The sequence below is a fragment of the Rhizobium sp. PK7-22 genome (assembly GCF_056530405.1).
Genome location: NZ_CP096514.1, coordinates 3,891,708 through 3,904,955 on the forward strand (window position 1 = coordinate 3,891,708; position 13,248 = coordinate 3,904,955).

13 protein-coding genes and 2 riboswitches are annotated in these 13,248 nt (G+C 67.6%); of the genes, 10 read left to right on the forward strand and 3 right to left on the reverse strand.

Translation table 11 applies throughout. From position 1 onward, the window contains the following. Window positions 1-2: 2 nt before the first annotated feature. Window positions 3-179, reverse strand: coding sequence for a CbtB domain-containing protein (locus M1E10_RS23785; protein ID WP_499175238.1), 177 nt, complete (start codon window positions 177-179; stop codon window positions 3-5). Window positions 180-215: 36 nt separating this feature from the next. Next, window positions 216-407, reverse strand: a riboswitch (cobalamin riboswitch). A gap of 59 nt (window positions 408-466) precedes the next feature. Beyond that, a riboswitch (cobalamin riboswitch) is annotated at window positions 467-673 on the forward strand. Window positions 674-774: 101 nt separating this feature from the next. Here M1E10_RS23785 and M1E10_RS23790 point away from each other — a divergent pair. From M1E10_RS23790 to M1E10_RS23820, 7 genes are read left to right on the forward strand one after another with little or no spacing between them, the layout of a single operon-like run. After that, entirely contained in the window at window positions 775-1,167 is a 393-nt protein-coding gene (locus M1E10_RS23790; protein WP_499175239.1) for a DUF1636 family protein, read from the forward strand. Next, window positions 1,164-2,201, forward strand: coding sequence for a CobW family protein (cobW, locus tag M1E10_RS23795; protein ID WP_499175240.1), 1,038 nt, complete (start codon window positions 1,164-1,166; stop codon window positions 2,199-2,201). The genes M1E10_RS23790 and cobW overlap by 4 nt, the downstream gene beginning before the upstream one ends. Before the next feature lie 14 nt (window positions 2,202-2,215). Further along, on the forward strand, window positions 2,216-5,539 hold the full coding sequence (gene cobN / locus M1E10_RS23800) for a cobaltochelatase subunit CobN (protein ID WP_499175241.1): 3,324 nt from the start codon (window positions 2,216-2,218) through the stop codon (window positions 5,537-5,539). Beyond that, window positions 5,536-6,846: a 4Fe-4S domain-containing protein gene (gene cobG, locus M1E10_RS23805; protein WP_499175242.1), complete on the forward strand. Its 1,311-nt coding sequence runs from the start codon at window positions 5,536-5,538 to the stop codon at window positions 6,844-6,846. Before cobN ends, cobG begins: the two co-directional genes overlap by 4 nt. Next, on the forward strand, window positions 6,843-7,472 hold the full coding sequence (locus M1E10_RS23810) for a precorrin-8X methylmutase (protein ID WP_499175243.1): 630 nt from the start codon (window positions 6,843-6,845) through the stop codon (window positions 7,470-7,472). The genes cobG and M1E10_RS23810 overlap by 4 nt, the downstream gene beginning before the upstream one ends. Beyond that, window positions 7,469-8,206, forward strand: a complete 738-nt coding sequence (locus M1E10_RS23815) for a precorrin-2 C(20)-methyltransferase (RefSeq protein ID WP_499175244.1) — start codon at window positions 7,469-7,471, stop codon at window positions 8,204-8,206. Before M1E10_RS23810 ends, M1E10_RS23815 begins: the two co-directional genes overlap by 4 nt. Beyond that, the gene (locus tag M1E10_RS23820) at window positions 8,203-8,979 is read left to right on the forward strand and encodes a precorrin-3B C(17)-methyltransferase (protein WP_499175245.1); all 777 of its coding nucleotides are present in this window, start codon (window positions 8,203-8,205) and stop codon (window positions 8,977-8,979) included. Before M1E10_RS23815 ends, M1E10_RS23820 begins: the two co-directional genes overlap by 4 nt. Here M1E10_RS23820 and M1E10_RS23825 read toward each other — a convergent pair. Beyond that, window positions 8,958-9,710 (reverse strand): precorrin-6A/cobalt-precorrin-6A reductase, encoded by a 753-nt coding sequence (locus tag M1E10_RS23825; protein ID WP_499175246.1) that lies wholly within the window; start codon window positions 9,708-9,710, stop codon window positions 8,958-8,960. The two genes, M1E10_RS23820 and M1E10_RS23825, sit on opposite strands and share 22 nt — an antisense overlap. A gap of 1 nt (window position 9,711) precedes the next feature. Here M1E10_RS23825 and cbiE point away from each other — a divergent pair, with 1 nt between their 5' ends. From cbiE to cobM, 3 genes are read left to right on the forward strand one after another with little or no spacing between them, the layout of a single operon-like run. After that, complete coding sequence (gene cbiE, locus M1E10_RS23830; protein ID WP_499175247.1) at window positions 9,712-10,965, forward strand: bifunctional cobalt-precorrin-7 (C(5))-methyltransferase/cobalt-precorrin-6B (C(15))-methyltransferase; 1,254 nt, start codon at window positions 9,712-9,714, stop codon at window positions 10,963-10,965. Then, the gene (locus M1E10_RS23835; protein ID WP_499175248.1) at window positions 10,962-11,348 is read left to right on the forward strand and encodes a cobalamin biosynthesis protein; all 387 of its coding nucleotides are present in this window, start codon (window positions 10,962-10,964) and stop codon (window positions 11,346-11,348) included. The genes cbiE and M1E10_RS23835 overlap by 4 nt, the downstream gene beginning before the upstream one ends. Then, entirely contained in the window at window positions 11,345-12,127 is a 783-nt protein-coding gene (gene cobM / locus M1E10_RS23840; RefSeq protein WP_499175249.1) for a cobalt-precorrin-4/precorrin-4 C(11)-methyltransferase, read from the forward strand. The genes M1E10_RS23835 and cobM overlap by 4 nt, the downstream gene beginning before the upstream one ends. Here the strand turns inward: cobM and M1E10_RS23845 are convergent. After that, the gene (locus M1E10_RS23845) at window positions 12,103-13,212 is read right to left on the reverse strand and encodes a cobalt-precorrin-5B (C(1))-methyltransferase (protein ID WP_499175250.1); all 1,110 of its coding nucleotides are present in this window, start codon (window positions 13,210-13,212) and stop codon (window positions 12,103-12,105) included. The genes cobM and M1E10_RS23845 overlap by 25 nt on opposite strands. Window positions 13,213-13,248 lie beyond the last annotated feature (36 nt).

A 13,248-nucleotide genomic window follows, 5' to 3' on the forward strand; every position in this document is an offset into this window, starting at 1 on the left:
CCTCAGTGGCAGGGAAACGCGAGCGAATGGCGCGAGTCATGCGCCGCGTTGTGCACGACGTCCATCTGGGAGAAGCCGACAAAGCCGACGAAGAAGAGGCCGAGCATCGCCGTCATGCCGAGGGGGATGATCCTGGAGGTGGAAGCGCCGATTGCGCCGGCTGCGGTCTTGGTCGTCATAGCTGTATCCTTTCGTCCTCCACCCGAGGACATTCGATCTTCACAAGGCCACCGGCAGGTCTCCTGGCTCGCAGATCAGACGCTCTCTCCCGCCTTCCCGGATCGCTCCAGTGGCATGATGGGATCAAGCTCTCCGCTTACAGTTGCGGGGGCAGCCGCGGATTTGACGAACCCGTCTCACCGCATTCCCTCTGGTCCCTCTCGGGCACCGATGACAAGGGCACTATAACTCAAATGAACCGAGCGGCAATCGCCTTTGCGACGCATTGACACGAACGGGCGACCGGGCTTACTGAAAGCCTGACGGTTCTTTTCCGGCAACGGAGAGGACGAAAAGGGAATGCGGTGCGATCCGGTAACGGATCAATGCCGCGGCTGCCCCCGCAACTGTAAGCGGAGAGCTTCTGCCAATAAGCCACTGGGGTGATCCCGGGAAGGTGGGCAGCAAGCGACGACCCGCGAGCCAGGAGACCTGCCGTCGCCATGTCTATGCTTTTCCGGGCGGGGTGCTCCGGAGGAAGCCCTTGATCACCAAGGCGAGACTGCCAGCGGCAGTCCGTCGCGCGCCCCATATCGATCGAGCTGGAACGCGGCCTTGAGTGACGAAGCCATCAGAGACACCGACGTCACGATCTTCGTGTGCACGAACTGCCGCTGCGCGTCTAACTCGGAACTGCGCCCCGGCGTGGCGCTGATCGAGGCCTTGCGCGACGCGACCGCCGATCTGCCGCTCGCCGTCAAGCCCGTCACCTGCCTTGCCAACTGCCAGAAGAGCCCGAGTGCTGCCTTTTCCCACCGCAGCGGCTGGTCCTATGTCTTCGGCCATCTCTCGCTGGAGAACGTGCCCGACATCGTCACCGGCGCCATGATGCTGGCCGATGACGAGCGCGGCTTCCTGCCCCTGCGCGGACGTCCGACCTGCCTTCGCGGCAACGGCATGTCCGCCCGCATTCCCCCCTTCAACCACCACGAGGACATGCCCACATGAGCGTCACCTTCGACCGTATCCCCTGCACCGTCGTCACAGGCTTCCTGGGCGCCGGCAAGACGACGCTGATCCGCAACCTCATCGAAAAGCTCGACGGCAAGCGGCTGGCGATCATCGTCAACGAGTTCGGCGATGTCGGCATCGATGGCGAGGTCCTGAAGGGCTGCGGCATCGAGAGCTGCCCGGACGACAACATCATCGAGCTCGCCAACGGCTGCATCTGCTGCACCGTCGCCGACGACTTCGTGCCCGCGATCGACCAGATCCTGGCACGCGAGCCGCGGGTCGACCACATCCTCATCGAGACCTCCGGTCTGGCGCTGCCCAAGCCCCTCGTGCAGGCCTTCCAGTGGCCGGCCGTCAAGGCGCGGGTGACCGTCGATGCCGTCATTGCCGTCGTCGATGGCCTCGCGCTTGCCGAAGGCAGGGTGGCCCATGACCATGCCGCCCTGGAGGAACAGCGCCTGTCCGACGACAGCATCGACCATGACGATCCGGTCGAGGAAGTCTTCGACGACCAGATCGCCTGCGCCGACATGATCGTGCTGACCAAGACCGACCTCATCGACGCCGACGGCCTGGCGCTGGCCAGGGAGCGGATTGCCGCCCATCTGCCGCGGGCGGTGAAGATCATCGCGGCGGCGAACGGCCAGGTCGACCCGGCCGTGCTGATCGGCCTCGGCCTTGCGGTCGAAGACGACATCGAGAACCGCAAGACCCATCACGACGACGAGCTCGATCACGACCACGACGATTTCGACAGCTTCGTCATCGACCTGCCCGCCGTCGACAATGCCGACGAACTGGCGCAGCGGATTTCCGCAACGGCCGAGGCCGAGAACGTGCTGCGCATCAAGGGCTTCGTGGACGTCGCGAACAAGCCGATGCGCCTGCAGGTCCAGGCGGTAGGCTCACGCGTCAACCATTACTTCGACCGTGCCTGGGAGCCCGGCGAAACCCGCCAGAGCCGCCTCGTCGTCATCGGCGAAAAAGGGCTTGATCGCGACGCGATAGAAAGGATGCTGGCCGCTTAGGCTCTGCAACGGACATGCATATTCTGGCCACCACATCGTCATCTCTCGACGACCTCATCGAGCCGGTCGACCTGAACCAGGCCCCGGCTGATGTGGTGGTTTTGTCGTTTTCCGGCAGCGACCTGAACGGCATCGCCGCTGGCTGGCCGACCGACGGCGGCCTCTCGCTGGCGACAGCCAATCTCAGCGACCTGCGGCATCCGATGTCGGTGGACCTCTGGCTGGAGAAGACCGCCTCCCAGGCGAAGCTGATCCTGGTGCGGATCCTGGGCGGTTACGACCGCTGGCAGTACGGCACGGAAGAACTGGCACGGATGGCACGCGCCAAGGGGACCAGGCTCGTCATGCTGCCCGGCGAATGCAGCGTCCGGGACGATCGCCTTGCCGCGGCCTCGACGGTCGACGAGTCGGAACTGCTGGCAATTCTGACCTGCCTGCGCGAAGGCGGGCCGCAGAACATGCGACTGCTGGCCTCCGGTCTGGCCGCCGTCGCGCGCGGCGAACAGCTGGAGCTGGAACCGGCGCAGGTCATGCCCAAGGCCGGCTTCTATGAGCCCGGGACAGGTCCCGTTGCGCTCGAGCACCTGCTTGCCTCCTTCCCGGCCGAGGCGCCGAGGCTGCCGATCCTCTTCTACCGCTCCATGCTGCTGGCCAATGACGCAGCCCCCATCGACGCGCTCTTCGAAGCGCTCGCCCGTCGCGGCTACGCCCCGGTGCCGATCTTCGTCGGCAGCCTGAAGGACGAACACAGTCTGGCATTCGTCGAGCAGGCGCTCGCCGATCTCTCTCCCGCCGCGATCCTTGCAACGACGGCCTTCGCCGCCGGTGCCGATGCGGACGGCGAAACCCTCTTCGATCGCGCCGGCGTCACTGTCTTCCAGGTGGTCATCGCGACGACGCAGCGCGATGCCTGGCGGCAGAACCGCCGCGGCCTCGGCCCCTCCGACCTCGCCATGCATGTCGTGCTGCCGGAACTTGACGGTCGGCTGCTGGCCGGCCCGATCTCCTTCAAGCAGGGCAGCACCGCATCCAGCCTCGTCAACCAGCCGGAACCGGACCGGGTCGAGCAGGTCGCCGAGCGCATCACGCGCTTCCTGCACATGAGGGCAACGCCCCGGGCCGAGCGCAAGGTTGTCATCCTGCTGCCGGACTATCCGAATGCGCCGGGCCGCACCGGTTATGCCGTCGGCCTCGACGTGCCGCAGAGCGTCCTCGGCATGCTGAAAGCGCTTTCGACAGCCGGCTATGCAGTGGATGATATTCCCTCGACGCCGCGCGCGCTTCTCGATCTCTTGACCGAACGGCAGGCGGCGCTGCCTGTCGCTGCTTATCGTGCCTTCTTCCAGAACCTGCCCGAAGCCTCACGCGCCGCCGCCACCGCCGCATGGGGCGCGGCCGAGGACGATCCGGAGGTCGAAGGCGAAGCATTCCGCTTCCGGGCCGCCCGCTTCGGCAACATCACCGTGGCGCTGGCACCGGATCGCGGCCGCGGTGGCGACCGACGCGCCGACTACCACGATCCCGACCTGCCGCCGCGCCATGCGCTGCTGGCCTTCGGCGCCTGGATGCAAGACACGATCGAGGCCCATGCCATCGTGCATGTCGGCGCCCATGGCACGCTGGAGTGGCTGCCGGGCAAGACCGCTGCGCTCTCGCGTGAATGCTTCCCGGAAATCGTCCTCGGCGGCCTGCCCGTCATCTATCCCTTCATCGTCTCCAACCCGGGCGAGGCCGCCGTCGCCAAGCGGCGCATTGCGGCCCTCACCATCGGCCACCTTCCCCCAGTTTTGGCTGGCGCCGGACTGTCGGAAAGCCAGACACGGCTCGAGCTGTTGGTCGACGAATATGCACAGGCCGACGGACTGGATCGGCGGCGTCGCGACCGGCTGGCCAAGCTGATCGTCGACACCGCCCATGAGCTAGGGCTCGCCGACGAAGCCGGCGTCTCGCGCGACGACGACCCGGATACGGCGCTGACCCGCATCGACGCCTTTCTCTGCGACCTGAAGGACTTTTCGATCAAGGACGGCCAGCATGTCTATGGCGTGGTGGCCGTCAACGACGACGACCCGGCGCGGATGGCCTGCGCGGAGGCCGAACGCGACGCACTGCTCGGCGCCCTCGACGGACGCCATGTCCGTCCCGGCCCCTCCGGAGCACCGGCCCGCGGTCGCCTGGACGTCATGCCGACCGGCCGCAATCTCTTTGCCAGCGATCCGCGCACGCTGCCGACGCCGACCGCCTTCGAGCTGGGCCGCAAGGCGGCCGATGAGGTGCTGCGCCGATACCTGCAGGACCACGGCGACTGGCCGACAAGTCTCGTCTTCGATCTTTGGGGCAGCGCCTCGCTGCGCAGCGGCGGCGAGGAAGTGGCACAGGTTCTGGCGCTGATGGGCGCCCGCCCCGTCCATGATCCGATGACCGGGCGCGTCACCGGCATCGAGGTCCTGCCGCCGGCATCGCTCGGTCGTCCGCGCATCGACGTGACGCTGCGCATCTCCGGCCTGTTCCGCGACATGTTCCCCGCGCTGATCGCGCTGCTGGATGCCGCCACCCGCGCCATTGCCGTCCGTGACGAGGCTCCGGGCGACAATCCGCTCGCCGAAGAGGCGAAGGAGCGGGGCAGCATCCCCTCGCGCATCTTCGGATCGGCACCCGGCACCTATGGCGCCGGCATCGAGGACCAGCTGGCCGACGGCAGCTGGGATGAGCGCGAAGAGCTCGGCCGCATCTATCTCGACGCCACCAGCCATTCCTTTTCCGGCGCGCAAGGCGATGCCGCCGAGGCCCGCGGACAGTTTGCGGAGCGCATCCGGGCGGCGGATCTGCTCGTTCACACGGGCGACGACCCGGGCCGCGATCTGCTCGACGGATCGGCAGACGTCGCCTTCATCGGCGGTTTCTCCGCCGCCGTCGCGGCTCTCGGCGGCAAGGCAGATGTCATCGCGCTCGACACCACCGACCCGAACAACCCGAGAGCCCGCTCGATCTCAGAAGCCATCACCCGGGTGGTGCGGGCGCGCGCCGTCAACCCGCGCTTCATTGCCGGCCAGATGCGCCACGGGCCACGGGGTGCTGCCGAACTGGTGGAGACGGTCGACCGGCTGATCGGCTTTGCCGAGACCACGCACGCCATTCCGCATGCGCTGATCGAGGCGACCTACGAGGCCTATGTGGTGGACGAGGTTGTCCGCGACTTCCTGCTCGCAGAGAACCCGGAAGGCGCACGCTACATGGGCGAACGTTTCCGCTCCGCCCTTCGCCGCGGCCTCTGGCATCCCCGCCGCAATGCCGTGGACCAGGAGCTGGAGATGCTGTTCGGGGAGAAGGCGGCATGACGGCGCTTTCGCTCGACACCGACATGCTCGACAGGCGCCGCGGCGCCTGCCCGGCCCTCTCCGCCCCGATGCAGACCGGCGACGGCTTGCTGGCGCGCATCGCACTGACGGGTGCGCTCCATCCCTCGCAGCTTGCGTCCCTCTGCCAGCTGGCGCGCCGCCACGGCAACGGCATCCTCGACATTTCCGCGCGCGGCAACCTGCAGGTTCGCGGTCTCACGGAATTCTCCGCGCCGCAGCTCGATGCCGATGTTCGCCTTCTTCAGCTGCCGTTGCGGGACGGTCTGGCGGTGGAAGTGCCGCCGCTGGCTGGACTGGATGCCGACGAAACCACCGATCCCCGCCCCCTGGCCGCAGCGATCCTTGAGGGCGCCGCCGAGATCCAGGGCCTGGCGCCGAAGATGAGCGTCGTCGTCGACGGCGGCGGGCGCCTGCGCCTATCGGATCTGCTCGCCGACGTCCGCCTGGTGGCGGAACCGCACCACGATGGCATCGGCTGGAAGCTGCTGCTTGGCGGCACGGAAGACGCTGGCGGGGTCCATGGTATCTTCAGCGAGGCAGAGGCTACCGCGGCAACGCTCGCCCTGCTTCGCCAGATGGCGGCAACCGGCATGAAAGCGCGGGGTCGCGACCTGGCAGCCGGCCTGCCGCGCCATATGGCAGCGACGCAGCCTGTTTCGCCCTTTGGCCTGCACCCGCTGGCACCCGGTTTCGCAGCGGCCGGTGCCGGCCCCGCCTTCGGCCAGATCGAGGCCGAACGGCTTGCCGCACTCTGCGGGCAGGCGGTGGATTTGGGCCTGGATGCGGTGAAGCCGGCGTTCGATCACTCGCTCATCTTCTTCGGCCGGCCCGACGCCTGCCACGGACTGCTCGCCTTCGCAGACTTCAACGGCTTCATCACCTCCGCCGATGATCCCCGCAGTTCCATTGCCGCCTGCCCCGGTCGACCCGCCTGCGCATCGGGAGAGGTCGAGACGCACGCCCTCGGCGCTCTGGCTGCGCGCGAATGCGGCGACCTGCTGGATGGCTCCTTCAAGCTGCACGTCTCCGGCTGCGCCAAGGGCTGTGCCCATCCGCAGCCATCCCCGATCACGCTCTGCGGCACGCCGGCCGGACTGGCCTGGATTGCTGGTCGCGCAGCCGATCCGGCGCTCGCGGTGATCGACCCGCACAATATCGCTACCGCGCTTGGCCGTGTCTCCGCCCTCGTCAGGAGCGAACGCCGCGATGGCGAACACTCTGCAGCCTGCCTGTCCCGGCTCGGGCCGGACCGCATTTCTGCCCATCTCATGTCAGGACAACCATGACCTCTTACGACTACATCCGCGAGGGCGATGCCATCTACGAGAAATCCTTCGCGATCATCCGCGAAGAGGCAGACCTTTCGACCTTTACCGCCGAACAGGCCGATGTCGCCATCCGCATGATCCATGCCTGCGGCCTCGTCGAGGCGGCCGAGCATTTCCGGTTCTCCGACGACTTCGTCTCGGCAGCCCGCGGCGCCCTTCAGGCCGGCAAGCCGATCTTCTGCGACGCGGAAATGGTGGCGCAGGGCGTCACCCGCGCCCGTCTCGCCGCCGGCAACCCGGTGATCTGCACCCTGCGCGACAGCCGCACCATCGAACTGGCGCGCACCATCGGCAACACCCGCTCGGCAGCGGCGCTCGACCTCTGGGACGAGATGGAGGGGGCGGTGGTCGCGATCGGCAATGCCCCGACCGCCCTCTTCCGCCTGCTTGAACTTCTCGATGCCGGCGCGCCACGGCCGGCGGCCATCATCGGCATGCCGGTCGGCTTCGTCGGCGCAGCCGAATCCAAGGAAGCGCTGATGGAAAGCCCGCTCGGCATTCCCTATGCGGTGGTGCGCGGACGCATGGGCGGATCGGCGATGACGGCAGCCGCCGTCAACGCTCTGGCGAGGGCCGGCCTGTGACAGCCGCCGCCAAGGGCAGACTCACCGGCGTCGGCACCGGGCCGGGCGATCCGGAACTTCTGACGCTGAAGGCGGTGCGGGCGCTATCCGAGGCCGACGTCGTCGCCTTCTTCTGCAAGAAAGGCAGCGCCGGTAATGGCCGAACGATCGTCGCGGCTCACATCAGGCCGGGAACGGTGGAACTGCCGCTCGTCTACCCGGTGACGGTGGAGACGCACAAGGACGAGGCCGATTATCGCGGCCCGATCGCCGACTTCTTCGATCGCTCGGCACGCGAGATCGCCGTCCATCTCGACGAGGGGCGAAATGTTGCGGTGCTGAGCGAGGGCGATCCGCTTTTCTACGGCTCCTACATGCATCTGCACGTGCGCCTTGCGCCGAACTACGAGGCCGAGGTGGTGGCCGGCGTTACCGCCATGTCCGGCTGCTGGTCCATGGCCGGCCTGCCGCTGGTGCAGGGCGACGACATCCTGAGCGTGCTGCCCGGCACCCTGTCGGAGGAAAAGCTGACGGAGCGCCTGTCGGATACGGATGGCGCCGTGATCATGAAGGTCGGTCGCAACCTGCCGAAGATCCGCCGCGCCCTGCAGGCCGTCGGCAAGCTGTCGGAAGCACTCTACGTGGAGCGTGGCACGATGAGCAACGGCTCGGCGCAACGGCTCGCCGACCGCGACGAAAGCTCGGCACCCTATTTCTCGCTGGTCCTCGTCCCCGGCTGGAAGGCGCGGCCATGACGAAGTCTGCTGCCGGTTCACTCGTGGTCGTCGGGCTGGGCCCGGGTAGCCCGGACCAGATGACGCCGGAGGCGGCGGCAGCTGTCGCGAGCTCGGAAGATTTCTTCGGCTATTTCCCCTATATCGACCGGCTGTCGCTGCGCCCCGACCAGCGCCGGCACGCCTCCGACAACCGCGAGGAACTGGCGCGCGCGAAGGCGGCGCTGGCGATGGCGGCAGAGGGAGGCAAAGTTTGCGTCGTCTCCGGCGGCGATCCCGGCGTCTTTGCCATGGCGGCCGCCGTCTGCGAGGCGATCGAGGACGGACCGGCAGAGTGGCGGGATATCGACGTCTCGGTGATCCCGGGGGTAACGGCCATGCTGGCGGTGGCGGCACGCGCCGGCGCGCCGCTCGGCCACGATTTCTGCGCCATTTCGCTGTCCAACAACCTGAAGCCCTGGGAGATCATCGCGAAGCGCCTCGTGGCGGCTGCCGAGGCAGGCTTCGTGATGGCCTTCTACAATCCCATCAGCAAGGCGCGGCCGCATCAGCTGGACGCCGCCTTCGACCTCCTGCGCAAGCATCTGCCCGCGGACGTGCCGGTGATCTTCGGACGGGCGGCGGGCCGCCCCGACGAGATCATCCGAACCGTCGCGCTGAAGGATGCCGCAGGAAACATGGCAGACATGGCGACCTGCGTCATCGTCGGTTCGCCCGAGACCCGGATCATCCCCCGCGACGGCAGGCCGCCGCTCGTCTATTCACCGCGCAGCTACCGGGGCGGCAGCGCATGACCGAGGCGATCTATCATCTCGTCGACAGAGCCGACCGCGTCGACATCGGGGAGTTCCGGCCGCTGGATCAGCACGACGTCGATGCCGAGCGCCCGGGCGGCCGCGATCTTGCCGTAGCTGGCCGGTCCGCCGCTGTTCTTGGCGACGATGACCTCGATGCCGTGAGCGGACAGAAGCGCCGCCTCATGCCCCTCCTCGAAGGGTCCACGGTCGGTGATGTATGCGGCATGCGGGACGTCGAGCGGCGGCTCGACCGGATCGACGCTGCGGATCAGGTAGTGATGCTGCGGAGCCGCCTCGAAGGGCAGGAGCTCCTGGCGTCCGAGCGTCAGGAAGACCCGGCGCGGCGTTTCGCCCAAAGCGGTCACAGAGTCCGCGACGCTTTCCACCAAGCGCCAGCGATCACCCTGCTGATGCTGCCAGGGCGCGCGGCGCAGCGCCAGCAGCGGCACGCCCGAGAGACGCGAGGCCGCCGCGGCATTGGCGGAGATCTGCGCCGCATAGGGGTGCGTCGCATCGATCAGCATCGCGATCCGGTTCACGCGCAGGTATTCCGCCAGGCCCTCGGCACCACCGAAGCCGCCTATGCGCAGCGGCACCGCATGTTCGGCCGGCACCAGCGTGCGCCCGGCGAGCGACAGCTCCAGGCGATAGCGAGGATCGCCCGACAGTCGTTCGGCCAGCTTGCGAGCTTCCGCCGTGCCGCCGAGAATGAGGATGGAGTATTTCACGATGCCTCCTGAGTCGCGCGCCGACCATGCAACGGCAGACCGCTGGCTGTCCATCGTCGGCATCGGCGAGGACGGCATTGCCGGACTGGCCGAGAATGCGAGACATGCGATCGGCGCCGCCACCACCGTCTTCGGCGGGAGGCGGCATCTGGAGCTGGCGCAGGCGCTGATCCGTGGCGAGGCGAGACCCTGGGCCACTCCCTTCGACCCGCAGATGCGCGACGTGCTGGCCCTGCGCGGTACGTCCGTCTGCGTGCTCGCCTCCGGCGACCCCTTCCTCTTTGGCGTCGGCGTCACCCTGTCGCGGCATCTCGATGCACAGGAATACATTACCTATCCGTCGCCCTCCGCTTTTTCGCTTGCTGCATCGCGCCTCGGCTGGGCGCTGCAGGATGTCGAGACGGTCTCGCTGCATGGCCGGCCGGTGGACTTGATCCGCCCCCTCCTCCACCCCGGCCGCCGCCTGCTGGCGCTGACCTCTGATAGCCGTGGCCCGGCAGATGTTGCGCGGCTGCTGTTCGAGACAGGATTCGGAAATTCAAGCTTGACCGTCCTCGAAGCGTTGGGCGGCGAGAGCGAGCGGATTCGGACAACGGACGCCTCGGCCTTTGCCCTGGAGGACATCAACGAGCTCAACCTTATCGCCCTGGAAGTCCGCGCCGACGGACCGGCACGGGTCCTGCCACTGGCGACCGGGCTTGAGGATCATCTCTTCGAGCACGACGGCCAGATGACCAAGCGGGAGATCCGCGCCGTCACCCTGTCGGCGCTGGCGCCGCGCCGGGGAGAACTGCTCTGGGACATCGGCGCCGGATCGGGCTCTATCGGCATCGAATGGATGCTCCGGCATACCTCCATGCGCGCCATCGGTATCGAGGCCGATCCGGTTCGCGCCGCCAGGGGGCGTCGCAATGCGCAGGCCTTCGGCGTGCCGGGGCTGACCATCGTCGAAGGTAGCGCCCCTGCGGCGCTTGTCGGGCTGCAACCACCCGACGCGATCTTCATCGGCGGTGGCGGCAGCGAGCCGGGCGTGCTGGAGACGGCGATGCAATGCCTGAAGCCGGAGGGCCGCCTGATCGCCAATGCCGTGACGCTCGAGATGGAGGCCGTCCTGCTGGCAGCGCAGGCTCGCTTCGGCGGTCATCTCATCCGCCTGCAGGTGAGCCGCGCGGAATCTGTGGGCAGTATGCAGGGCTGGCGGTCCGCCATGCCGGTCACACAATGGACATGGCAGAAGAATGGAACAGACGAATGATCGTCGCGGGTCTTGGCTGCCGTCGAGGGACCTCGGCAGACGGGGTGGAAGCGGCCTTGCGATTGGCCTGCGAGGAGGCTCGCATCGACCCTAATGCCGTGACAGCACTGGCGACCGGAACGATCAAGGAAGACGAGCCGGGTATCCTCGACCTGGCGGCCCGTCTCGGCCTGCCGCTTCACATCGTTACCGACGAAGATCTGACGGCCGCCGAGCCGCGGACGCGGACGGTCTCGCAGCACAGTCTTGCCAGAACCGTCTCGCCCAGCCTGTCGGAAGCGGCAGCGCTGGCCTTGGCCGGTCCGGCGTCCGAACTGATCGTGGCCCGTGTGATCGCCGAGGGCGCCACCTGCGCGCTCGCCCGCTCCGGAGAAACCTCATGACCGTCCATTTCATCGGCGCGGGTCCCGGCGCCGCCGACCTCATCACCGTGCGCGGCCGCGACATCCTCGCCCGCTCCCCCGTCTGCCTCTATGCCGGCTCCATCATGCCACGCGAGCTCCTCGACTACTGCCCGGCGGATGCCCGCATCGTCGACACCGGCTCGCTTTCGCTGGACGACATCGAGGCTGAATACCTAGCAGCGCATCGCGACGGCAAGGACGTGGCGCGCCTGCATTCCGGAGACCTGTCTGTGTGGAGTGCGGTCGCCGAACAGATCCGGCGGCTCGAGAAGCACGGCATCGACTATACGCTGACGCCCGGCGTCCCCTCCTTCGCCGCCGCTGCCGCCGCGCTGAGACGCGAGCTGACGATCCCGGAAGTCGCCCAGAGCCTGGTGCTGACCCGCATCTCCGGCCGCGCGTCCAAGATGCCGGACCGCGAAACGTTGGCCGGCTTCGGTGCGACAGGTGCAACGCTGGCGATCCATCTCGCCATCCACGTCATCGACCGTGTGGTGGCTGAGCTTCTGCCCTTCTACGGCAAGGACTGCCCCGTCGCGATCGTCGTCCGTGCATCCTGGCCGGAGGAGCGCATCATCCGCGGAACGCTGCTCGACATTGAAGCCAAGCTTGCCGCCGAACCGGTGGAGCGGACGGCCATCATCTTCGTCGGCCGTGGCCTCGGTGCCTCGGATTTTGTGGAAAGCCAGCTATACAATGCCGACTATGTGCGGCGCTTTCGACCCGGCTGGCCTCAGAACGACACGGGTTCGGAATGATCGCTGGGGGTGAAATCAGCCCGTCCCCTGAGGCGGCCGTTGCGATCAAACACCAGGATCTCGAGCGAGATCTCGGATTGCTTGAGGACTTTCGCGGCCGTCGTCCAGGCCCGTGCGGCAATCCGGTTGCCGATCTCGACGCCCGCTTCGGAGGCGAGGTCGAACGCTTCGGCGACCGTGTTGGCGCCGGCAATCCGAGCAGAAAGTTCTTCGCCTGCCCCGCAGTCCCGCGCCACCTGCGCCAGCGCCTCGAGATCAGGCAGGCCGCGCTTGGAGTGGACGTCGAGCATCCCCTGGCCGAGCTTCGTCATCTTGGCGACGCCCCCGGCGACGGTGATGCGAGGGACCGGATGATCGCGCAGATACTTCAGCATGCCGCCGACGAAATCGCCCATGTCGATCAGGGCGACGTCGGGCAGGCCGTGATGGGCGGCAACGGCCATTTCGGAGGCATTGCCGGTGGAACCCGCCACATGGGTGAGGCCGGCGGCGCGCGCGACGTCGATACCGCGCCAGATCGAATGGATCCAGGCGGAGCAGGAAAACGGAATGACGATGCCGGTCGTGCCGAGAATGGACAGCCCGCCGACGATCCCGAGACGCCCGTTGAGCGTCTTTTCGGCCAGCTTCTCGCCGTCGACGACGGAGATTTCCACAGCAAGATCGGCGTCCCCGCCCATTACCTCGGCAATCGCCGCGGCGATCATCTTTCGCGGAACCGGGTTGATGGCCGGCTCCCCCGGCGGCAGCGGCAGGCCGGCGCGGGTGATCATGCCGACGCCCTTGCCGGCGTGAAAGGTAATGCCGGCACCCGGCTGTCCGCGCCGCACGGTGCTGACGATCAGCGCGCCATGGGTGACGTCCGGGTCGTCGCCGGCATCCTTCACAATGCCCGCCCGAGCGAAATCGCCGCCGATTTCCTCCTGCGCGACGGCAAAGGCCGGTCGTTGGCCGCCCGGCAGCGTGACCTCGACCATCGACGGAAAGCGACCTTCGAGCATCCCCATGCAGGCCGCCTTGGTGGCGGCAGCCGCGCAGGTGCCCGTGGTCCAGCCCCGGCGAAGGTTCTTGTCGTTGGTCTCCATGGGCGTTCTATATCCTTGCGGTCGAGCGCCGTCATC

Coding starts and splice junctions, on each gene's coding strand:
- cobM (WP_499175249.1), top strand. CDS start 11,345: ATGACCGTCCATTTCATCGGCGCGGGTCCCGGCGCCGCCGACCTCATC.
- M1E10_RS23785 (WP_499175238.1), bottom strand. CDS start 179: ATGACGACCAAGACCGCAGCCGGCGCAATCGGCGCTTCCACCTCCAGG.
- M1E10_RS23835 (WP_499175248.1), top strand. CDS start 10,962: ATGATCGTCGCGGGTCTTGGCTGCCGTCGAGGGACCTCGGCAGACGGG.
- cobW (WP_499175240.1), top strand. CDS start 1,164: ATGAGCGTCACCTTCGACCGTATCCCCTGCACCGTCGTCACAGGCTTC.
- cobN (WP_499175241.1), top strand. CDS start 2,216: ATGCATATTCTGGCCACCACATCGTCATCTCTCGACGACCTCATCGAG.
- cbiE (WP_499175247.1), top strand. CDS start 9,712: ATGCCTCCTGAGTCGCGCGCCGACCATGCAACGGCAGACCGCTGGCTG.
- M1E10_RS23810 (WP_499175243.1), top strand. CDS start 6,843: ATGACCTCTTACGACTACATCCGCGAGGGCGATGCCATCTACGAGAAA.
- M1E10_RS23820 (WP_499175245.1), top strand. CDS start 8,203: ATGACGAAGTCTGCTGCCGGTTCACTCGTGGTCGTCGGGCTGGGCCCG.
- M1E10_RS23845 (WP_499175250.1), bottom strand. CDS start 13,212: ATGGAGACCAACGACAAGAACCTTCGCCGGGGCTGGACCACGGGCACC.
- cobG (WP_499175242.1), top strand. CDS start 5,536: ATGACGGCGCTTTCGCTCGACACCGACATGCTCGACAGGCGCCGCGGC.